Origin of the sequence: Pseudomonas oryziphila (genome assembly GCF_003940825.1) — a bacterium.
Taxonomy (GTDB): Bacteria; Pseudomonadota; Gammaproteobacteria; order Pseudomonadales; family Pseudomonadaceae; genus Aquipseudomonas; species Aquipseudomonas sichuanensis.
This window is the reverse complement of the sequence record NZ_CP034338.1, coordinates 4,682,352-4,702,668: the sequence shown is the minus strand read 5'-3', so window position 1 is coordinate 4,702,668 and position 20,317 is coordinate 4,682,352. Positions and strand designations below refer to the sequence as shown.

The 20,317-nt window shown below is 62.3% G+C and carries 19 protein-coding genes; 14 read left to right on the top strand and 5 right to left on the bottom strand.

Going from position 1 to position 20,317, the window contains the following annotated elements; translation table 11 throughout:
• Window positions 1–98: 98 nt before the first annotated feature.
• The 5 genes from EJA05_RS22065 to map all read right to left on the bottom strand — a co-directional run bounded on the left by EJA05_RS22065 (window position 99) and on the right by map (window position 6,037).
• A complete protein-coding gene (locus tag EJA05_RS22065; protein ID WP_125859910.1) occupies window positions 99–857 on the bottom strand; it encodes a zinc metalloprotease in 759 nt (252 codons plus the stop codon).
• 206 nt (window positions 858–1,063) lie between these two features.
• The gene (locus tag EJA05_RS28300; RefSeq protein ID WP_189654489.1) at window positions 1,064–1,207 is read right to left on the bottom strand and encodes a hypothetical protein; all 144 of its coding nucleotides are present in this window, start codon (window positions 1,205–1,207) and stop codon (window positions 1,064–1,066) included.
• Between the two features lie 98 nt (window positions 1,208–1,305).
• On the bottom strand, window positions 1,306–2,505 hold the full coding sequence (gene dapC, locus EJA05_RS22060; RefSeq protein WP_125859908.1) for a succinyldiaminopimelate transaminase: 1,200 nt from the start codon (window positions 2,503–2,505) through the stop codon (window positions 1,306–1,308).
• A 21-nt stretch (window positions 2,506–2,526) separates the two neighbouring features.
• Window positions 2,527–5,229 carry a [protein-PII] uridylyltransferase gene (locus EJA05_RS22055; RefSeq protein WP_125859906.1) on the bottom strand — a complete coding sequence of 901 codons (2,703 nt, stop codon included), beginning with the start codon at window positions 5,227–5,229 and terminating at the stop codon, window positions 2,527–2,529.
• 25 nt (window positions 5,230–5,254) lie between these two features.
• Entirely contained in the window at window positions 5,255–6,037 is a 783-nt protein-coding gene (gene map / locus EJA05_RS22050; RefSeq protein ID WP_125859904.1) for a type I methionyl aminopeptidase, read from the bottom strand.
• Window positions 6,038–6,409: 372 nt separating this feature from the next.
• Here map and rpsB point away from each other — a divergent pair, with 372 nt between their 5' ends.
• From rpsB to lpxB, 14 genes are all read left to right on the top strand, one after another.
• On the top strand, window positions 6,410–7,147 hold the full coding sequence (gene rpsB / locus EJA05_RS22045; protein WP_110992423.1) for a 30S ribosomal protein S2: 738 nt from the start codon (window positions 6,410–6,412) through the stop codon (window positions 7,145–7,147).
• 186 nt (window positions 7,148–7,333) lie between these two features.
• Window positions 7,334–8,197 (top strand): translation elongation factor Ts, encoded by an 864-nt coding sequence (gene tsf, locus EJA05_RS22040; protein WP_125465216.1) that lies wholly within the window; start codon window positions 7,334–7,336, stop codon window positions 8,195–8,197.
• 177 nt (window positions 8,198–8,374) lie between these two features.
• The gene (gene pyrH, locus EJA05_RS22035; protein ID WP_016392310.1) at window positions 8,375–9,118 is read left to right on the top strand and encodes a UMP kinase; all 744 of its coding nucleotides are present in this window, start codon (window positions 8,375–8,377) and stop codon (window positions 9,116–9,118) included.
• Window positions 9,115–9,672, top strand: a complete 558-nt coding sequence (gene frr / locus EJA05_RS22030; protein WP_110992421.1) for a ribosome recycling factor — start codon at window positions 9,115–9,117, stop codon at window positions 9,670–9,672. Before pyrH ends, frr begins: the two co-directional genes overlap by 4 nt.
• A 15-nt stretch (window positions 9,673–9,687) precedes the next feature.
• Window positions 9,688–10,443 carry a polyprenyl diphosphate synthase gene (gene uppS / locus EJA05_RS22025; protein ID WP_125859902.1) on the top strand — a complete coding sequence of 252 codons (756 nt, stop codon included), beginning with the start codon at window positions 9,688–9,690 and terminating at the stop codon, window positions 10,441–10,443.
• Complete coding sequence (locus EJA05_RS22020) at window positions 10,443–11,258, top strand: phosphatidate cytidylyltransferase (RefSeq protein WP_125465213.1); 816 nt, start codon at window positions 10,443–10,445, stop codon at window positions 11,256–11,258. Before uppS ends, EJA05_RS22020 begins: the two co-directional genes overlap by 1 nt.
• Window positions 11,255–12,445 carry a 1-deoxy-D-xylulose-5-phosphate reductoisomerase gene (gene ispC / locus EJA05_RS22015; protein WP_125859900.1) on the top strand — a complete coding sequence of 397 codons (1,191 nt, stop codon included), beginning with the start codon at window positions 11,255–11,257 and terminating at the stop codon, window positions 12,443–12,445. Before EJA05_RS22020 ends, ispC begins: the two co-directional genes overlap by 4 nt.
• 33 nt (window positions 12,446–12,478) lie before the next feature.
• Complete coding sequence (rseP, locus tag EJA05_RS22010; RefSeq protein WP_125465211.1) at window positions 12,479–13,831, top strand: sigma E protease regulator RseP; 1,353 nt, start codon at window positions 12,479–12,481, stop codon at window positions 13,829–13,831.
• A 75-nt stretch (window positions 13,832–13,906) separates the two neighbouring features.
• Window positions 13,907–16,255 carry an outer membrane protein assembly factor BamA gene (gene bamA, locus EJA05_RS22005; RefSeq protein WP_125859898.1) on the top strand — a complete coding sequence of 783 codons (2,349 nt, stop codon included), beginning with the start codon at window positions 13,907–13,909 and terminating at the stop codon, window positions 16,253–16,255.
• 44 nt (window positions 16,256–16,299) lie between these two features.
• Window positions 16,300–16,803, top strand: coding sequence for an OmpH family outer membrane protein (locus EJA05_RS22000; RefSeq protein WP_110992415.1), 504 nt, complete (start codon window positions 16,300–16,302; stop codon window positions 16,801–16,803).
• A gap of 1 nt (window position 16,804) precedes the next feature.
• A complete protein-coding gene (lpxD, locus tag EJA05_RS21995) occupies window positions 16,805–17,860 on the top strand; it encodes a UDP-3-O-(3-hydroxymyristoyl)glucosamine N-acyltransferase (RefSeq protein WP_125465209.1) in 1,056 nt (351 codons plus the stop codon).
• 114 nt (window positions 17,861–17,974) lie between these two features.
• Window positions 17,975–18,415, top strand: coding sequence for a 3-hydroxyacyl-ACP dehydratase FabZ (fabZ, locus tag EJA05_RS21990; protein WP_125465208.1), 441 nt, complete (start codon window positions 17,975–17,977; stop codon window positions 18,413–18,415).
• A complete protein-coding gene (gene lpxA, locus EJA05_RS21985; RefSeq protein WP_125465207.1) occupies window positions 18,412–19,188 on the top strand; it encodes an acyl-ACP--UDP-N-acetylglucosamine O-acyltransferase in 777 nt (258 codons plus the stop codon). The genes fabZ and lpxA overlap by 4 nt, the downstream gene beginning before the upstream one ends.
• Before the next feature lies 1 nt (window position 19,189).
• Window positions 19,190–20,317, top strand: coding sequence for a lipid-A-disaccharide synthase (lpxB, locus tag EJA05_RS21980; protein WP_125859896.1), 1,128 nt, complete (start codon window positions 19,190–19,192; stop codon window positions 20,315–20,317).

The window sequence follows — 20,317 nt, the reverse complement described above, 5'->3', positions numbered from 1 at the left end:
GAAGCGCAGGCGAACCAGGCCAATGCCGGGTGCGCCAGGTGCCTCGGGTAGCCTGCCTGGCAGGCGGGCAACCTGGGCGTCAGTCAGATGCAATACGCTCATGTGCGGCGGCAGCCGTTCTGACCTGGCGCTGGGTAGAGCAGGCGCATGAAGCGTTTGTCTTTCTGGCTGAGCTTGGTGTTCTGCCCAACTACCCAATTGCCCCAGGTATGCGCCTGCCGGATGGGGTAGTGCATGATCGACTCTACGTCGTAGGGCAGCAGCGGTTGTACGTCGTCTTCGGCAAGGGGCAGGAACTGAGTGGTGAGCTCTGTCTCGATGGCGGTCAGCAACTCTTGCGGATCTTTCTGCTCCTGGCTCAGGGCTTGTGCCAACCCTTGGCTCAAGGCGTCGAGGTTCCATGGAATATGGGCATGAGGATGTTGATGCTCGTGCTCCATGCCCAGTGCATGACCAAATTCATGCAGCACGATCTGGTCGAACTGGGGGTCGGACAGGCTTACCCCTAACGCCATGCTGGCGCCCGTAACCCATTGGGAGTCGCGTCCCAGCAAGCTGTAGTTGACGTTTTCGGCCACGTCGGTGCGGATGCGGATTTCGGCGCGATCATCGTTGTCGTCGACGAGTTCGAACTGCAGGTATGCATGTTCGAGCCATTGGCTGGCCGTCTGGAAAACCGCCCGTTTCAGCCACGGATCAGGGGTGCCCGTGAAGGATATCCTGAGCGTTTGCCCGGGTTGCCAGAAGGTCGAGTGGGCGCCCAGGGAGCGTTTTTTGCGGATGCCGGAGGTTGCAGGCCCTGCGTGCAGTTTCTCGCGCAGGCGGTAGAGCGTGTTGGCCAGAAGTACATCGGTCATCGGTAAGCGCCTTTTCGATTGAATGGAGGCGCACTATCCGGTTTGGCGGTCGGGCAAGAGCGGTACATATCGCTGGGGGATATCTGACCGGACGCGCCTTGCCCAACGGTGGGTATTTCAGGTTGGACAAGCCAGCCGGGCAGCCCGGGGCGTGGCACCTCGTCGAGCGGCGCAGGTGCCACGATGGCGCAATGCCCAAAGCCGTATCAGTGCGGGTAGGCCATGCGCATGAAGGCTTTGTCCTTCTCGCTGACCTGTGAATTGATGTTCACCTGCCAGTCGCCCAGGGAGCGTTTCTGGCGGTGGTGATGGGCAGGGCCGTGGGCACTGCAGTTGATGAGTTCGATCATGCTCTGGACTCCTGGTTGAAGGAGGCCAGAGCATTGGTCAAGGCCGTGCAGGCCATGCATTAGTTATGTCTTGGGTGGAGGGCAGGCCATCCCGGTGTTCAGCGCTTGCTCAGGAACGCGCGGATCCGCTCGGCCGCCTCGATGCATTCGGCCAGCGGCGCGACCAGCGCCATGCGTACGCGCCCGGCACCCGGGTTGACGCCATCCACTTCACGGGACAGGTACGAACCCGGTACCACGGTCACGTGCTCGGCTTCGAACAGGTCGCGGGTGAAGGCGGCATCGTCGTTACCCGGTACCTTGGCCCACAGGTAGAAGCTGCCGTCGGGGCGCTGAACGTCCATCACCGGCTGCAGGATGTCGAGCACGGCATCGTACTTGGCGCGGTACTGGTCGCGGTTCTCGCGCACATGGGCCTCGTCCTGCCAGGCGGCGACGCTGGCCAGTTGGGTCTGCACCGGCATGGCGCAGCCGTGGTAGGTGCGGTACAGCAAGAACGGCTTGATGATGCTGGCATCGCCGGCGACGAAGCCCGAGCGCAGGCCTGGCAGGTTGGAGCGCTTGGACAGGCTGTGGAACACCACGCAGCGCTTGAAGTCACTACGGCCAAGCTCGGCGCATGCGCTCAGCAGGCCGGGTGGCGGTGCGTCTTCGTCGAAGTACAGCTCGCTGTAGCACTCGTCGGCAGCGATCACGAAATCGTGCTCGTCGGCCAGGGCGATCAGCTTCTTCAGGGTGTCCATCGGCACCAGCGCGCCGGTGGGGTTGCCCGGCGAGCACAGGAACAGGATCTGGCAGCGCTTCCACACATCGGCCGGCACGGCGTCGAAGTCGGGGTTGAAGCCATTGTCTTCCAGGCACGGCAGGTAATGTGGGGTGGCGCCGGCCAGCAGCGCCGCGCCTTCGTAGATCTGGTAGAACGGGTTGGGGCTGACCACCAGGCCGTCATCGGCACGGTTGACCACGGCCTGGGTGAAGGCGAACAGTGCCTCGCGAGTGCCGTTGACCGGCAGGATATGGCGGTCGGCATCGAGCCAGCCGGCCGGTACGCCGAAACGCCGCTCACACCACTGGCCAATGGCCTGGCGCAGGGCGGGCAGGCCGATGGTGCTTGGGTACACCGCCAGCTTGTCGAGGTTGTCGGCCATGGCTTGGGCGACGAATGCCGGCGATGCATGCTTCGGCTCACCGATCGACAGGGCGATGGCACGTTTGTCCGCTGCCGGTTGTACGGTGCCCAGCAGGGCGCGCAGTTTCTCGAACGGGTAGGGCTGAAGCTGGGTCAAGGCATGGTTCATCGGCGCAAGGTCTCGTAATCGTCAAAAGGTCATGCGGGTAGGGCTGGCGTCGCTGGCCTGGCCGGCCTGCAGCTGCTGGACGATGGCTTCCTGCAGGCGGCTGCACAGCTGCGGGTCGGACAGCGGCTGGTTGTCGGCATCGGTGATGAAGAACACGTCTTCCACGCGTTCGCCCAGGGTGGCGATCTTGGCGTTCTGCAGCGACAGGTCGAACTCCAGGAAGATCCGCCCGATCCTTGCCAGCAGGCCGGGGCGGTCAGGGGCGGTGATCTCGAGGATGGTCACCGGGCGCTGGGCGTCGTTGAGGATGGTCACCTGGGGTGGAAAGTCGAAATGCTTGAGCTGGCGCGGCACCCGGCGCTGGATGATGGTCGGGTAGTCTTCAGGGTTGCGCAGGGCTTCGGTCAGGCCGTCGCGGATCTGTTTGACCCGCTGCGGGTTGTCGCCGATCGAGCCGCCGTCGTTGTCGAGCACGATGTAGGTGTCGAGGGTGAACTGGCTGCTCGAGGTGATGATGCGCGCGTCGTGGATGTTCAGGTTGAGCTGCGACATCGCGGCTACGGTCACGGCGAAGAAGTCGTGCTGGTCGGGGGCGTAGATGAAGATCTGCGTGCCGCCCTCGAACTCTCGCTGGGTGGTCTCCTTGATCAGCACCAGTGGGCCGCCATCGGCTGGCTGCTGGAGGATCGCGTCGGAATGCCAGGCCACGTCGGCGGCGTTGTGCTTGAGGAAATAATCGTCACCCAGCTGCGACCAGAGCTGCTCCACGTCGTCCGGATCGGTGCCTTCGCGCACCAGGATGTCCAGTGCTGCGGTTTGTGTCTGACGAATCTGCTCTTCGCGGTCCAGCGGGTTTTCCAGGCCGCGGCGCAGCGCGCGCTTGGTCTCGGTGTAGAGCTGGCGCAGCAGGCTGGCGCGCCAGGAGTTCCACAGGCTGGGGTTGGTGGCATTGATGTCGGCCACGGTCAGCACGTAGAGGTAGTCCAGGCGTGTCTCGTCGCCGACATGCAGGGCGAAATCGTTGATCACCTGTGGGTCGGAGAGGTCTTTGCGCTGGGCGGTGGTGGACATCACCAGGTGGTTCAGCACCAGCCAGACGATCAGGCGGCTGTCCCAGGCGGGTAGCTGGTGGCGTTCGCAGAACGCTTGCGCGTCTACGGCGCCCAGCTCGGAGTGGTCGCCCTGGCGGCCTTTGCCGATGTCATGGTAAAGCCCGGCCAGGTAGATCAGCTCGGGCTTGGGCAGGCGGCCCATGAGCTTGCTGGCCAGCGGGAATTTTTCCGACACCGGGGTGTACTGCAGTTTGCGCAGGTGCTTGATCAGGTTGAGGGTGTGCGCGTCGACCGTATAGATGTGGAACAGGTCGTGCTGCATCTGCCCGACGATCAGGCCGAATTCCGGTAGGTAGCGGCCAAGAATGCCGTAACGGTTCATCCGGCGCAGGTTGCGGTGGATGCCGATCTCGCACTTGAACAGCTCGATGAACAGGCTGGTATTGCGAATGTCGTGGCGGAACTTGTCGTCGATCAGGTGACGGTGTTCGCGCAGCAGTCGCACGGTATCGGCGCGTACCCCCTTGATTTCGGGGTGCTGGGCCATCAGCACGAAGATCTCGAGCATGGCGAAGGGTGTACGGCGGAACACGTTGGGGCTTACGGCTTCTATATAGCCGTCGTGCAGGCGGAAGCGGGCATTGAGCGGTGTGGTGCTGCCACTGTCGTCATCGGCGAGGATCACTTCCTCGAAGTGCTGGATGATCAGGTCGCACAACTGGCTGATGCTCATCACCACCCGGTAGTACTGCTGCATGAACTGCTCGATGGCGCGCTTGGGGTTTTCGTCGCTGTAGCCCAACAACGTGGCGATGCTGCGCTGGTGGTCGAACAAAAGGCGATCTTCGGCGCGCCCGGCGAGCATGTGCAGGGCGTAGCGCACGCGCCAGAGGAAGGCCTGCGACGAGGCCAGCAATTCGTTCTCGCTCTCCAGCAGGAAGCCTTCGCCGGCCAGCGCGTGCAGGTTCAGGGTGCCGTACTGGCGGCGAGCCACCCACAGTACGGTCTGGATGTCGCGCAGCCCGCCTGGCCCACCTTTGACATTGGGCTCGAGGTTGTACTCGGTGTCGTTGTATTTGTGGTGGCGCGCCTTGAGTTCGGCGCGCTTGGCCAGGAAGAACTCCTTGCTCGGCCACATGTGCGCGGTGCTGGTGACTTCCAGCATGCGCTGGCGCAGCGACTCGGGCCCGGCAATGGTGCGGCTTTCCATCAGGTTGGTGATGACCGTGAGGTCGGCCCGGGCCTGCTCGGCGCACTCGTCCACGGTGCGCACGCTCTGGCCGACTTCCAGGCCGATGTCCCACAGCAGGGTGAGGAAGCGTTCGATGGCGTCGCGGTACTGCTCGTGCTCGGCGGCGTCGAGCAGGATCAGCAGGTCGATGTCCGACCAGGGGTGCAGCTCGCCACGCCCATAGCCGCCAACCGCCACCAGGGCGATGCCGTCCGCTTGCCCCCAGGTGAACTGGTGCCAGGCCTGCTGCAGGATATTGTCGACGAACCAGGCGCGGTCCTCGATCAGCCGGCGAATCTCGCGGCCTTCACGGAAACGCTTGTCGAGCACCTCGCCGGCCATGCGAATGGCTTTCTTGAAAGCGGCGATGGGGCTTGCCTTGAGGGCCAGTTCCGCCTGGAACTGGCCACGGTCGAACAGCTCGGGATCCACCTGGGGCATCGAGTCGCGTTCCTGTGTATGAATATCAGGCCGAGGTGCGCGGCAGGGTGTCGTCCTTGCGCAGGGTGAACACCTCGTAGCCGGTGGCGGTCACCACCAGGGTGTGTTCCCACTGGGCGGAGAGCTTGCGGTCCTTGGTGATGGCGGTCCAGCCGTCGCCCAGTACCTTGGTGTCTGCCTTGCCCTGGTTGATCATCGGCTCGATGGTGAAGGTCATGCCTTCCTTGAGTTCCATGCCGGTGCCAGCACGCCCGTAGTGCAGGATCTGCGGCTCTTCGTGGAACACCTTGCCGATGCCGTGGCCGCAGAACTCGCGGACCACCGAGAAACCGTTCTTCTCGGCGTGTTTCTGGATCGCTTCGCCGATATCGCCCAGGCGGCAGCCCGGCTTGACCAGCTCGATGGCTTTGTACAGGCACTCCTGGGTGACCTGCGACAGGCGCTCGGCCCAGGGGGCGACGGTGCCGACGTGGAACATGCGGCTGGTGTCGCCGTGGTAGCCGTCCTTGATCACGGTGACATCGATGTTGATGGTGTCACCGTCCTTGAGCGGCTTCTCGTTGGGGATGCCGTGGCACACCACATGGTTGATCGAGGTGCAGATCGACTTGGGGAAACCTTTGTAGTTGAGCGGCGCCGGGATCGCCTGCTGGACGTTGACGATGTAGTCATGGCACAGGCGGTCGAGCTCTTCGGTGGTGACACCGGGCTTGACGTGTGCTTCGATCATTTCCAGCACTTCGGCGGCCAGGCGGCCGGCAATGCGCATCTTCTCGATGTCTTCTGCAGTCTTGATGGTAACGGTCATGAACAGGCTCTCTACGGCACCGGGTACGGCGCAAACAAACGGGAAAGGCCTCATTCTACCAGAGGGCGATGTAGAACTGGCAGCAAGCCTCAGGTCTCAAGTTTCAAGCCGCAAGCTGCGAGCTGCAAGAAAAAGCGGGGCGTGTGCCGGCTGCTTTTTCTTGCAGCTTGCGGCTTGAGACTTGAAGCTGCGTTAACGGGTTCCGTTCGTTCGTACTCTGTGGTATAAAATGCGCCGCTTTCGGGGGATGACCTCCGTAAGCTCAAACCCACACACGTGTCGACACGATGACCTGGGTGCCCCGAGTCCACGGATTCGCGGGTTGGTCATTGGGATGCGTGGAGGCCCAACCCGACTTATCAAGGAACTATCATGTCCCAAGTCAACATGCGCGATATGCTGAAGGCCGGTGTGCACTTCGGCCACCAGACCCGTTACTGGAACCCGAAAATGGGCAAGTACATTTTCGGCGCGCGTAACAAGATCCACATCATCAACCTGGAAAAAACCCTGCCGATGTTCAACGACGCTCTGTCGTTCGTCGAGCGCCTGGCCCAGGGCAAGAACAAGATCATGTTCGTCGGCACCAAGCGTTCCGCCGGCAAGATCGTCGCCGAGCAAGCTGCTCGTTGCGGTTCGCCATACGTTGACCACCGCTGGTTGGGCGGCATGCTGACCAACTACAAGACCATTCGTGCTTCGATCAAGCGTCTGCGCGACCTGGAAGTCCAGGCCGAAGATGGCACCTTCGCCAAGCTGACCAAGAAAGAAGCCCTGATGCGTTCGCGCGATCTGGAAAAACTGGACCGCAGCCTGGGTGGTATCAAGGACATGGGCGGTCTGCCTGACGCACTGTTCGTTATCGACGTTGATCACGAGCGCATCGCGATCACCGAAGCCAACAAGCTGGGCATCCCGGTTATCGGCGTTGTCGATACCAACAGCAGCCCAGAAGGCGTTGACTACGTCATTCCAGGTAACGACGACGCCATCCGCGCCATCGAGCTGTACATGACTTCGATGGCTGACGCCGTCATCCGCGGCCGCAACAACGTTGCTGGCGGCACCGAAGTCTACGTTGAAGAAGCGGCTGCACCTGCTGCTGAGTAATTGACGCTTAGCGTCTACTTGGCACGCAAAAAGGGGGCTAGGCCCCCTTTTTGCCACCTTGAAATCCTGCTGTCAGCAACGGCCCCGCATCATGCGCGCTGATGCATAAAAGCAGCGGATTTGCAGAATTTAACGCCCGTGAAGAGCGGGTGGAATGGTTGAAAAACTTTCCAAGAGGATTTTGAAATGGCAGCAATTACTGCAGCGCTGGTCAAAGAACTGCGCGAGCGTACCGGCGAAGGCATGATGGATTGCAAGAAGGCCCTGGAAAAGGCCGGCGGCGACATCGAAAAAGCCATCGACGACATGCGTGCTTCGGGCGCCATCAAGGCCGCCAAGAAAGCCGGCAACGTTGCCGCTGAAGGCGCTATCGCGGTCAAGACCGACGGTAAAGCCGCCGTTCTGCTGGAAGTGAACTCGCAGACCGACTTCCTGGCCCTGCAAGACGACTTCAAGAACTTCGTCGCTGAAAGCGTTGAAGAAGCCTTCGCTCAGAAGCTGACCGAAGCTGCTCCGCTGATCGCTTCCCGCGAAGCCGCTCGTGAAGCCCTGGTTGCCAAGTGCGGCGAGAACGTCAACATCCGTCGCCTGGTGCGCGTTGAGGGTGACGTTGTCGGTGCCTACCTGCACGGCAACAAGATCGGTGCTGTCGTTGTCCTGAAAGGCGGCGACGTCGAGCTGGCCAAGAACATCGCCATGCACGTTGCAGCTTCGAACCCAGAGTTCCTGGATGCGTCGGAAATTTCCGCCGAGGCCGTCGAGCGCGAGAAGAACGTCTTCCTGCAACTGAACGCCGACAAGATCGCCGGCAAGCCGGAAAACATCGTTGAAAACATGGTCAACGGCCGTATTTCCAAGTTCAAAGCCGAAGCGTCGCTGAAAGAGCAGGCCTTCGTCATGAACCCGGAAGTCAAAGTCGGCGAGCTGGCCAAGAAAGCCGGTGCTGAAATCGTTTCCTTCACCTACTTCAAAGTAGGCGAAGGCATCGAGAAGCCAGTCGACAACTTCGCTGAAGAAGTTGCCGCTCAGCTGGCTGCTGCCAAGCAGTAAGACAGACTCGTCTGTCGCCCCAAAGAGGCTGCCCGCTCACGCGCGCAGCCTCTTTGTCAAAGCGGCAGCGGTTTACCCAACCGCTGCTCGCTGACGCAGAAGCTGCGTCACGCTGGAGTTACGCGCAGGCTGAAACAGCCCGCCAGAATTTTACAAACGCCGCAGGAGAGATTCGCAATGGCTCAGCAGGGCAGTGGTTATCAGGCTCGCTATAAACGCATTCTACTCAAACTGAGCGGCGAGGCCCTGATGGGCTCGGAAGAGTTCGGGATCGACCCCAAGGTCCTGGATCGCATGGCGCTGGAAGTCGGCCAGCTGGTCGGTATCGGTGTTCAGGTCGGTCTGGTGATCGGTGGTGGCAACCTGTTCCGTGGTGCGGCGCTCAGCGCAGCCGGCATGGATCGTGTCACCGGCGACCACATGGGCATGCTGGCAACCGTGATGAACGCCCTGGCCATGCGCGACGCGCTGGAGCGTGCGAACATCACCGCCATCGTCATGTCTGCCATCTCCATGGTCGGTGTGACCGATCACTATGATCGCCGCAAGGCCATGCGCCACCTGAACGCCAAAGAAGTGGTGATCTTCGCTGCCGGTACCGGCAACCCGTTCTTTACCACCGACTCTGCCGCTTGCCTGCGCGCCATCGAAATCGATGCCGACGTAGTATTGAAAGCAACCAAGGTCGATGGTGTATACACTGCAGATCCATTCAAAGACCCGCATGCCGAGAAGTTCGATCATCTGACCTACGATGAAGTGCTGGATCGCAAGCTGGGGGTAATGGACCTGACGGCAATCTGTCTGTGCCGCGACCACAAGATGCCGCTGCGCGTCTTCAACATGAATAAGCCTGGCGCCCTGCTGAACATCGTGCACGGCGGCGCTGAAGGAACCCTGATCGAGGAAGTTCAGAAATGATCAACGACATCAAGAAAGACGCCCAGGACCGCATGGGCAAGTCCATCGAGGCGCTGGGTCGCCACCTGGCTGCCATCCGCACCGGCCGTGCCCACCCAAGCATCCTGGACAGCGTCAAGGTTCCTGCCTGGGGTAGCGACATGCCGCTGAACCAGGTGGCCGCCATTACCGTCGAAGATGCCCGCACCCTGAAGATCGTCGCCCACGACAAGAACCTCAGCGCAGCCATCGAGAAGGCCATCCTGACCTCCGACCTGGGCCTGAACCCGTCCAGCGCCGGTACCACCATCCGTGTACCGATGCCGGCCCTGACCGAGGAAACCCGCAAGGGTTACACCAAACAGGCCAGCGGTGTTGCCGAAGATGCCAAGGTTGCCGTGCGCAACGTGCGTCGCGATGCCCTTGCCGACTTGAAGAAGCTGACCAAGGACAAGGAAATCAGCGAAGACGAAGAGCGTCGCGCCGCTGACGAAATCCAGAAGCTGACCGACAAGTTCGTCGCCGAAGTCGACGCCGCGTACAAAGCCAAGGAAAAGGACCTGTTGGCCGTCTAAGGCCGAGGTTTTTTAATGGAAAAGACCAAGCTGGCGGCACTGTCTTCGGTGCCGCGTCACGTCGCGATCATCATGGATGGCAACAATCGCTGGGCGAAGAAGCGCCTGTTGCCCGGCGTTGCCGGGCACAAGGCGGGTGTCGATGCCGTGCGTGCGGTCATCGAAGTCTGCGCCGAGTCCGGGGTTGAAGTACTGACTCTGTTCGCCTTCTCCAGCGAGAACTGGCAGCGCCCGGCCGAAGAGGTCGGGGCGTTGATGGAGTTGTTCTTCTCTGCGTTGCGCCGCGAGGCCAAGCGGCTGAATGACAACAACATCAGCCTGCGCATCATTGGTGACCGTTCGCGCTTCCACCCTGAGCTGCAAGCAGCGATGCGCGAGGCCGAGGCCGCCACTGTCGGCAGCAATCGGTTCATCCTGCAGATTGCCGCCAACTACGGTGGTCAGTGGGATATCGCCCAGGCGGCCCAACGCCTGGCGCGGGAAGTCCAGGCCGGTCATCTGCGCCCGGACGACATCACTCCCGAGCTGCTGCAGACGTGCCTGGCCACTGGTGACCTGCCGCTGCCCGACCTGTGCATCCGCACCGGCGGCGAGCGTCGCATCAGCAACTTCCTGCTGTGGCAGCTGGCCTATGCCGAGCTGTACTTCTCCGACCTGTTCTGGCCGGACTTCAAACACGAGGCCATGCGTAACGCACTGGCCGATTTCGCTTCGCGCCAGCGCCGCTTCGGTAAGACCAGCGAGCAGGTCGAAGCCGGAGCCCGTGCTTAATGCTTAAACAACGCATCATTACTGCGCTGATCCTGTTGCCGGTCGCGCTGGGTGGTTTCTTCCTGCTCAACGGTGGGGATTTCGCCTTGTTCATCGGCTTCGTGGTCACGCTGGGTGCCTGGGAGTGGGCGCGGTTGGCCGGGCTGGTGGCCCAGCCGCTGCGCATTGCCTATGCCGCGGTGGTTGCTGGCGCGCTGATGCTGCTCTATCTCATGCCCGACCTTGCGCCCTGGGTGCTGGGTGCCTCGGTGATCTGGTGGGCGCTGGCCACCTGGCTGGTGCTGACCTACCCGCGCAGCAACGAGTTGTGGACCAGCGCCGCCTGTCGTTTGCTGATCGGCCTGCTGATCCTGTTGCCGGCCTGGCAGGGGTTGGTGCTGCTCAAGCACTGGCCGCAGGGCAATTGGCTGATCCTGGCGGTCATGGTGCTGGTGTGGGCCGCCGACATCGGCGCCTACTTCTCGGGGCGTGCCTTCGGCAAGCGCAAGCTGGCGCCGCAGGTCAGCCCGGGCAAGAGCTGGGAAGGTGTCTACGGTGGGCTGGCAGTCAGCCTGCTGATCAGCCTGGGCGTCGCCCTGTACCGCGACTGGAGTGTTGGCCAGTTGCTGCTGGGCTTGCTGGGCGCAGTGGTGGTGGTCATGTCCTCGGTGGTCGGTGACCTGACCGAGAGCATGTTCAAGCGCCGCGAAGGGATCAAGGACAGCAGCAACCTGCTGCCCGGCCACGGTGGCGTGCTCGACCGTATCGACAGCCTGACCGCGGCCATTCCGATGTTCGCCGTGCTGCTGTGGGCCGCCGAGTGGGGTGTGCTGTGAGTACTGTGCAGCGCATCACGGTACTGGGCGCTACCGGCTCCATCGGCCTGAGTACCCTGGATGTCATTGCCCGACATCCCGAGCGCTACCAGGTATTCGCGCTGACCGGCTACTCCCGGGTCGACGAGTTGCTGGCGCTGTGCGAGCGCCATCGTCCGGCGTTCGCCGTGGTGCCGAGCGCCGAAGCGGCCACTCGTCTGCGTGAGGGCTTGGCTGTTGCCGGCTGCGCCACCGAGGTGCTCGAGGGCGAGGCAGGTTTGTGCCAGGTCGCATCCGCGCCGGAAGTGGATGCGGTGATGGCGGCCATCGTTGGCGCCGCAGGCTTGCGCCCAACCCTGGCGGCGGTCGAGGCGGGCAAGAAGGTACTGCTGGCCAACAAGGAAGCGCTGGTGATGTCCGGCGCGCTGTTCATGGATGCCGTGCGTCGCAGTGGCGCCGTGCTGTTGCCGATCGACAGCGAGCACAATGCGATTTTCCAGTGCATGCCTGGCGACTACGCCCGCGGCCTGAGTGCAGTGGGGGTGCGGCGCATCCTGCTCACCGCCTCGGGCGGCCCGTTCCGCGAAATGCCTGCGGCGGCGCTGGTCGATGTCACGCCTGAACAAGCCTGCGCCCATCCCAACTGGTCCATGGGGCGCAAGATATCGGTCGACTCGGCAAGCATGATGAACAAGGGCCTGGAGCTGATCGAGGCCTGCTGGCTGTTCGATACGGCGCCTGCGACCGTGGAAGTGGTGGTGCACCCGCAAAGCGTGATCCACTCGCTGGTCGACTATATCGATGGCTCGGTGCTCGCCCAGCTGGGCAACCCGGACATGCGTACCCCGATCGCCAACGCCCTGGCCTGGCCGGAGCGTATCGACTCGGGGGTTGCGCCACTGGACCTGTTCGCCATCGCCCGTCTGGATTTCCAGGCCCCCGACGAACAGCGCTTCCCTTGCCTGCGCCTGGCGCGTCAGGCTGCCGAGGCGGGCAATAGTGCGCCAGCGGTACTCAATGCCGCCAACGAAGTGGCGGTGGACGCGTTCCTGGCGCGGCGTATCCGCTTCCCGGAGATCGCGGGTATGATCGAGCAGGTGCTCGAACAGGAGCCTGTGGTGCCAGTTGCCACGCTCGATGCGGTGTTCGCCGCCGACCAGCGTGCGCGGGAGCTGTCCCGTGAGTGGCTGAGGCGCCACGGCCGCTGAGCGGCAGCACCGAACGTCTTGCGGAGATAGCACATGACTGCGCTGTACATGATTGTTGGCACTCTGGTGGCATTGGGTGTGCTGGTCACTTTTCACGAATTCGGTCACTTCTGGGTGGCGCGGCGCTGTGGCGTCAAGGTGCTGCGCTTCTCGGTAGGCTTCGGCACGCCGCTGTTGCGTTGGCATGATCGGCAGGGCACCGAGTTCGTGGTGGCAGCCATCCCCCTGGGTGGCTACGTCAAAATGCTCGATGAGCGCGAGGGTGAGGTCCCGCCAGCGCTGATCGAGCAGTCGTTCAACCGCAAGTCGGTACGCCAGCGCATCGCCATCGTTGCCGCCGGCCCCATCGCCAACTTCCTGCTCGCCATCCTGTTCTTCTGGGTCATCGCCATGCTCGGCACCCAGCAGGTGCGCCCGGTCATCGGTGCAGTCGAGTCGGGCAGCCTGGCGGCTGTCGCCGGCTTGAGCGCGGGCCAGGAAATTGTCTCGGTTGACGGTGAGCCGACCAATGGCTGGTCGGCGGTCAACCTGCAACTGGTGCGTCGCCTCGGCGAGAGCGGCACCCTGCGCGTGGGCGTGCTCGATGAGGGCGCAACGGCCCCGCAGCAGCGCGATATCCAGCTGAGCCATTGGCTCAAGGGCGTCGACGAGCCCGACCCGATCCAGTCACTGGGCCTGCGCCCGTGGCGCCCGGCAGTGACGCCGGTGCTGGCCGAGATCGATCCCAAGGGCCCTGCCGCAGCGGCGGGGCTCAAGACCGGCGACAAGCTGTTGGCCCTCGATGGTGTGGCGTTGGCTGACTGGCAGCAGGTGGTCGATGCCGTTCGCGCCCGCCCTGAACAAAAGGTCAATCTGCGCATCGAACGTGACGGCGCGCAGCTGGAGCTGCCGGTAACGCTGGCGCGCAAGGGTGAAGGCCAGGCAGCCGGTGGTTATCTGGGCGCCGGTGTGAAAGGCGCGCAATGGCCGCCGCAGATGCTCCGCGAAGTCAGCTACGGCCCGCTTGAGGCCGTGGGCGAGGGCCTTTCGCGGACCTGGAGCATGAGTGTCCTGACCCTTGAATCGTTGAAGAAAATGCTGTTCGGGGAGCTCTCGGTAAAAAACTTGAGCGGACCGATAACCATTGCTAAAGTGGCGGGCGCTTCAGCCCAGTCGGGCGTTGGGGATTTCCTGAATTTCCTGGCCTACCTGAGCATAAGCCTGGGGGTTCTGAATTTGCTGCCTATTCCAGTACTGGATGGGGGGCATTTGCTGTTCTACCTGATCGAATGGGCGCGCGGTCGTCCGCTCTCGGATCGGGTGCAGGGTTGGGGGGTCCAGATCGGTATCAGTTTGGTCATAGGGGTGATGTTGCTCGCCCTGATCAACGATCTGGGTCGACTATAAAAGCTTCGCTCAATCGCGAAACCTGCTGCCTCATCGCGGCGGGTAGTTTATTGCCAGTTGGAATAAAAGGACTTCATGAAACGTCTGCTGCTAACTGCGGTCCTCTCCGCACTGATGATCGCTGAAGTTCACGCCGAGTCCTTCACCATCTCCGATATTCGTGTCAACGGCCTGCAGCGGGTTTCCGCCGGCAGCGTGTTCGGCGCCCTGCCGCTGAACGTCGGCGATCAGGTCGATGACCGCCGTCTGGTCGACTCCACCCGCTCGCTGTTCAAGACCGGTTTCTTCCAGGACATCCAGCTGAATCGCGACGGCAATGTCCTGATCATCAACGTGGTCGAGCGCCCGTCGGTCGCCAGCATCGAGATCGAAGGCAACAAGGCCATCAGCACCGAAGACCTGATGAAGGGCCTCAAGCAGTCTGGCCTGGCCGAAGGCGAGATCTTCCAGCGCGCGACGCTCGAAGGCGTGCGTAACGAACTGCAGCGCCAGTATGTGGCCCAGGGGCGCTATTCGGCCGAAGTCGACGCCGAAGTCGTGCCGCAGCCGCGCAACCGGGTCGGCCTGAAGATCAAGATCAACGAAGGCACCGTCGCTGCGATCCAGCACATCAACGTGGTCGGCAACACGGTGTTCGACGACGAAACCCTGGGCCAGCTGTTCGAGCTGAAAACCACCAACTGGCTGTCGTTCTTCAAGAACGACGACAAGTACGCCCGCGAGAAGCTGTCCGGTGACCTCGAGCGCCTGCGCTCCTACTACCTGGACCGCGGCTACATCAACATGGACATCGCGTCCACCCAGGTGTCCATCACCCCGGACAAGAAGCACGTCTACATTACCGTCAACATCAATGAAGGCGAGAAGTACACCGTCCGTGACGTGAAGCTCTCCGGCGACCTCAAGGTACCGGAAGACCAGGTCAAGTCGCTGCTGCTGGTACAGCCCGGCCAGGTGTTCTCGCGCAAGGTGATGACCACCACTTCCGACCTCATTACCCGCCGCCTGGGTAACGAGGGCTACACCTTCGCCAACGTCAACGGCGTGCCACAGCCGAACGACCAGGATCACACCGTCGACATCATGTTCGTCGTCGATCCGGGCAAGCGCGCCTACGTCAACCGCATCAACTACCGCGGCAACACCAAGACCGAAGACGAAGTGCTGCGTCGTGAAATGCGCCAGATGGAAGGTGGCTGGGCTTCGACCTACCTTATCGATCAGTCCAAGACCCGCCTCGAGCGCCTGGGCTTCTTCAAGGAGGTCAACGTCGAGACCCCGGCAGTGCCAGGCACCGACGACCAGGTCGACGTCAACTACAGCGTCGAAGAGCAGGCCTCCGGCTCGATCACCGCCAGCGTTGGTTTCGCCCAGAGTGCCGGTTTGATCCTCGGTGGTTCGATCAGCCAGACCAACTTCCTGGGTACCGGTAACAAGGTGTCCATCGGCCTGACCCGTTCGGAATACCAGACTCGCTACAACTTCGGCTTCGTTGACCCCTACTTCACTGCCGACGGCGTGAGCCTGGGCTACAACGCCTTCTACCGCAGCACCAACTACGACGACCTCGACGTCGACGTGGCCAGCTATGCGGTCGACAGCCTCGGCGCCGGTGTCAGCCTGGGTTACCCGATCAGCGAAACCTCGCGTCTGACCTACGGCCTGACCGTGCAGCAGGACAAGCTTAAAACCGGCCGTTACACCGTCGACGAGATCTTCGACTTCCTCAAAGAGGAGGGCGACAGCTTCCTGAACTTCAAGGCCTCGGTCGGCTGGTCCGAATCGACCCTCAACAAGGGCGTGCTGGCCACCCGTGGCCACTCGCAGAGCCTGACACTCGAAACTACTGTCCCAGGCAGCGACCTGTCGTTCTACAAGCTCGACTACCGCGGCCAGCTGTTCAAGCCGATCAACAATGACTACACCCTGCGCCTGCACACTGAACTGGGCTATGGTGATGGTTTCGGCGGTACCTCCGGCCTGCCGTTCTATGAAAACTACTACGCGGGTGGTTTCAACTCGGTACGTGGCTTCAAGGACAGCAGCCTAGGTCCGCGCAGTACCCCAAGTACCGGCAAGAACCCAGGCACCATCGCCGACCCGGACCAGGATCCGCTGCCGTTCGGTGGCAACGTGCTGGTGCAGGGCGGTGTAGAGCTGCTGTTCCCGCTGCCGTTCGTCAAGGACCAGCGCTCCCTGCGTACCTCGGTGTTCTGGGATGTGGGTAACGTGTTCGACACCAATTGCGGCTCCAAGCCGGATTGCGCCAAGGTCGGTTTCTCCGACATGGCCAGCTCCGTTGGTCTGGGTGTGACCTGGATCACCGCGCTGGGCCCGTTGAGCTTCAGCCTGGCGATGCCAATCAAGAAGCCGGACGACGCCGACACCCAGGTGTTCCAATTCTCTCTGGGCCAGACCTTCTAAGGTCAGCCCTTGCATAACGACAACGGTTTATCCAGGAGTGCATCGTGCGTAAGTTGACCCAACTGGCCCTCGTGGCTGCGGCGCTGGTCGCCACCCCGGCTTTCGCCGAAATGAAGGTTGCCGTGCTGAACTATCAGATGGCCCTGCTCGAGTCCGATGCGGCCAAGAAGTACGCCGTTGACGCCGAGAAGAAATTCGGCCCGCAACTGACCAAGCTCAAGGGCCTGGAAAGCAGCGCCAAAGGCATCCAGGACCGCCTGATCAAAGGCGGCGATAAAATGGCACAGCCTGAGCGTGAGCGTCTGGAACTCGAATTCAAGCAGAAGGCCCGTGACTTCCAGTTCCAGTCCAAGGAGCTGAACGAAGCCAAGGCCGTAGCCGACCGCGACATGCTCAAGCAGCTCAAGCCCAAGCTGGACGGCGCTGTCGAAGAAGTGATCAAGAAGGGTGGCTTTGACCTGGTGCTCGAGCGTGGCGCGGTCATCGATGTCAAACCGCAGTACGACATCACCCGCCAGGTCATCGAGCGCATGAACCAAGCCCGTTGATATGACCGTGACCATGACGCTCGGCCAGCTGGCCGAGGCCCTCGGGGCTGAGCTCAAAGGCCCCGAGGCGCTGCAAATCAGTGGGCTGGCCACCTTGCAGGAGGCCGGGCCCGGGCAACTGAGCTTCCTCGCCAACAAGCAGTACCGCAAGTACCTGGACAATGCCCAGGCAGGTGCGGTGCTGCTCAAGGCCGAGGATGCCGCAGCCTTTGCCGGCAACGCACTGATCGTGCCTGACCCGTACCTTGCCTATGCTCGTATTTCGCACCTGTTCGACCCTAAGCCCAAGGCTGTGGCGGGAATTCATCCCAGCGCCGTGGTAGCCGAGGACGCACAGGTGGATGCCAGCGCCAGCATCGGTCCCTTCGCGGTGATCGAAGCTGGCGTGCGTATTGGCGCGAACGTCACGGTCGGCGCGCACTGCTTCATTGGTGCCCGTTGTGTCATCGGTGAAGGTGGCTGGCTTGCGCCGCGCGTCACGCTGTATCACGACGTGACCATCGGCAAGCGTGTGGTCATCCAGTCTGGCGCCGTGATCGGTGGTGAGGGCTTCGGTTTCGCCAACGAGAAGGGCGTGTGGCAGAAGATCGCCCAAATCGGTGGCGTGACGCTGGGCGATGACGTGGAGATCGGCGTGAACACCGCCGTCGACCGCGGTGCGCTGTCGGATACCCTTATCGGCAATGGCGTCAAGCTCGACAACCAGATCCAGATCGCCCACAACGTGCAGGTCGGTGACCACACGGCGATGGCGGCCTGCGTCGGTATTTCCGGCAGCACCAAGATCGGCAAGCATTGCATGATTGCGGGCGGCGTCGGCATGGTCGGGCATATCGAGGTGTGCGACAACGTATTCGTTTCCGGCATGACCATGGTTACCCGTTCGATCACCGAGCCAGGCGGCTATTCTTCTGGCACGGCCATGCAACCACTGGCCGAATGGCGCAAGAGTGCCGCGCGAATTCGCCAGTTGGATGAGACGGCCAAGCGCCTGCAGCAGCTGGAAAAACGTGTCGATACAGTGACCTCAGGTGGCCAGCCGACATCAGAAGGCTAATACCGCCTTCTGAGCAAGCGTGCACAATCGCTAGCTGGCTCCTCTTTGGATCTGCAAAAGGAGCGTGTGGTCAGCACCTGCGCTCCCTATTCTTATTACAGGCTTCCCCCCGAAATGATGGACATCAACGAGATTCGCGAATACCTGCCTCACCGTTACCCGTTCCTGCTGGTGGACCGGGTGACGGATCTGGATTTCGAGGCCCAGAGCATTCGTGCCTACAAGAATGTCAGCATCAACGAGCCGTTCTTCAACGGCCATTTCCCGGCGCACCCGATCATGCCGGGCGTGCTGATCATCGAGGCGATGGCCCAGGCGGCCGGAATTCTCGGTTTCAAGATGCTCGATGCCAAACCGGCTGATGGCACCCTGTACTACTTCGTCGGTTCCGACAAGCTGCGTTTCCGCCAGCCTGTGCTGCCGGGCGATCAGCTGGTGCTGGAAGCCAAATTCATCAGCCGCAAGCGCATGATCTGGAAGTTCGAATGCCGTGCACTGGTTGATGGCAAGGCCGTCTGCTCGGCAGAAATCACTTGCGCGGAACAGTCCCTATGAATTCGATTGATCCTCGGGCGATCATCGACCCTTCGGCCAAGCTGGCCGAAGGCGTCGAGGTCGGCCCTTGGTCGATCGTAGGCCCTGATGTGGAAATCGGCGAGGGTACCGTTATCGGCCCTCATGTGGTGCTCAAGGGCCCGACCCGCATTGGCAAACACAACCGTATCTACCAGTTCAGTTCCATCGGTGAAGACACCCCGGACCTGAAGTACAAGGGTGAACTCACCCGCCTGGTGATCGGCGATCACAATGTGATTCGCGAGGGTGTCACCATCCATCGCGGTACCGTGCAGGACCGTTCGGAGACCACCCTGGGCGACCACAACCTGATCATGGCCTACGCGCACATCGGCCACGACAGCGTGATCGGCAACCACTGCATCCTGGTCAACAACACAGCGCTGGCTGGCCATGTGCATGTGGGTGACTGGGCGATCCTGTCCGGCTATACGCTGGTGCACCAGTATTGCCATATCGGTGCCCACGCCTTCTCCGGCATGGGGACGGCGATCGGCAAGGATGTCCCGGCTTTCGTCACGGTATTCGGCAGCCCGGCCGAAGCACGCAGCATGAACTTCGAAGGCTTGCGCCGTCGCGGTTTCAGCGACGAAGTGCTGCATGCCCTGCGCCGTGCCTACAAGGTGGTCTATCGCCAGGGGCTGACCGTCGAGGAAGCACTGAAGGAACTCGAGGAATTGGCCAGCCAGTTCCCTGAAGTCGAAGTGTTCCGCAAATCGATCGTCGATTCCGCCCGCGGCATCACCCGCTGATATGGCCCAACTCTGTGTTGCGTTGGTCGCGGGTGAGGCCAGCGGCGATATCCTAGGCTCCGGCCTGATGCGCGCCATCAAGGCCCGCCATCCCGATGTGCGTTTCATCGGCGTGGGCGGGCCCTTGATGGAAGCCGAAGGCATGACCTCCTACTTCCCCATGGAGCGCCTGGCGGTGATGGGCCTGGTGGAAGTGCTGGGGCGCCTGCGTGAGCTGCTCAAACGGCGCAAGCTGCTGATCCAGACGCTGATCGACGAAAAGCCGGACGTTTTCATCGGCATCGACGCGCCGGACTTCACCCTCAACATCGAACTCAAGTTGCGTCAGGCCGGGATCAAGACCGTGCACTACGTCAGCCCCTCGGTATGGGCGTGGCGGCAGAAGCGCGTGTTGAAGATTCGCGAAGGCTGCGACCTGATGCTGACCCTGCTGCCGTTCGAGGCGCGCTTCTATGAAGAGCAGGGCGTGCCGGTGCGTTTCGTCGGTCACCCGTTGGCTGACACCATACCGCTAGAGGCTGATCGCAGCGGAGCCCGCAGCGAACTCGGGCTAGCCGCCGGGCCAGTGGTGGCACTGATGCCAGGTAGCCGAGGCGGCGAAGTAGGGCGCCTGGGCGCACTGTTCCTGGACGCTGCCCAGCGTCTGGTCGAGCTGGTGCCGGGCGTACGCTTTGTGCTGCCCTGCGCGAATGCCGCGCGGCGTGCCCAGCTCGAGCAGATGCTCGCAGGGCGCGAGCTGCCGTTGACCCTGCTGGACGGCCAGTCGCACACAGCCCTGGCGGCGTGCGATGCGGTGCTGATCGCCTCCGGTACCGCCACGCTGGAGGCGATGCTGTACAAGCGGCCGATGGTGGTGGCCTATCGCCTGGCGCCGCTGACGTACTGGATCCTCAAACGCATGGTCAAGAGCCCCTACGTGTCGCTGCCCAACCTGCTGGCCCAGCGCCTGCTGGTGCCCGAGCTGCTGCAGGATGCCGCCACCAGCGAAGCCCTGGCCCAGACCCTGGCACCACTGGTCAAGGATGGCTCGCAGCAGACCGAAAGTTTCGACCAGATCCACCGTACCCTGCGCCGTGATGCCTCCAATCAGGCGGCTGACGCGGTGCTTGCCCTGTTGAAGGATCACTGA

Excerpts from the sequence above, each read along its gene's own strand:
- EJA05_RS22065 (WP_125859910.1), bottom strand. The coding sequence starts at position 857 with ATGACCGATGTACTTCTGGCCAACACGCTCTACCGCCTGCGCGAGAAA.
- EJA05_RS28300 (WP_189654489.1), bottom strand. The coding sequence starts at position 1,207 with ATGATCGAACTCATCAACTGCAGTGCCCACGGCCCTGCCCATCACCAC.
- dapC (WP_125859908.1), bottom strand. The coding sequence starts at position 2,505 with ATGAACCATGCCTTGACCCAGCTTCAGCCCTACCCGTTCGAGAAACTG.
- EJA05_RS22055 (WP_125859906.1), bottom strand. The coding sequence starts at position 5,229 with ATGCCCCAGGTGGATCCCGAGCTGTTCGACCGTGGCCAGTTCCAGGCG.
- map (WP_125859904.1), bottom strand. The coding sequence starts at position 6,037 with ATGACCGTTACCATCAAGACTGCAGAAGACATCGAGAAGATGCGCATT.
- rpsB (WP_110992423.1), top strand. The coding sequence starts at position 6,410 with ATGTCCCAAGTCAACATGCGCGATATGCTGAAGGCCGGTGTGCACTTC.
- tsf (WP_125465216.1), top strand. The coding sequence starts at position 7,334 with ATGGCAGCAATTACTGCAGCGCTGGTCAAAGAACTGCGCGAGCGTACC.
- pyrH (WP_016392310.1), top strand. The coding sequence starts at position 8,375 with ATGGCTCAGCAGGGCAGTGGTTATCAGGCTCGCTATAAACGCATTCTA.
- frr (WP_110992421.1), top strand. The coding sequence starts at position 9,115 with ATGATCAACGACATCAAGAAAGACGCCCAGGACCGCATGGGCAAGTCC.
- uppS (WP_125859902.1), top strand. The coding sequence starts at position 9,688 with ATGGAAAAGACCAAGCTGGCGGCACTGTCTTCGGTGCCGCGTCACGTC.
- EJA05_RS22020 (WP_125465213.1), top strand. The coding sequence starts at position 10,443 with ATGCTTAAACAACGCATCATTACTGCGCTGATCCTGTTGCCGGTCGCG.
- rseP (WP_125465211.1), top strand. The coding sequence starts at position 12,479 with ATGACTGCGCTGTACATGATTGTTGGCACTCTGGTGGCATTGGGTGTG.
- bamA (WP_125859898.1), top strand. The coding sequence starts at position 13,907 with ATGAAACGTCTGCTGCTAACTGCGGTCCTCTCCGCACTGATGATCGCT.
- lpxD (WP_125465209.1), top strand. The coding sequence starts at position 16,805 with ATGACCGTGACCATGACGCTCGGCCAGCTGGCCGAGGCCCTCGGGGCT.
- fabZ (WP_125465208.1), top strand. The coding sequence starts at position 17,975 with ATGATGGACATCAACGAGATTCGCGAATACCTGCCTCACCGTTACCCG.
- lpxA (WP_125465207.1), top strand. The coding sequence starts at position 18,412 with ATGAATTCGATTGATCCTCGGGCGATCATCGACCCTTCGGCCAAGCTG.
- lpxB (WP_125859896.1), top strand. The coding sequence starts at position 19,190 with ATGGCCCAACTCTGTGTTGCGTTGGTCGCGGGTGAGGCCAGCGGCGAT.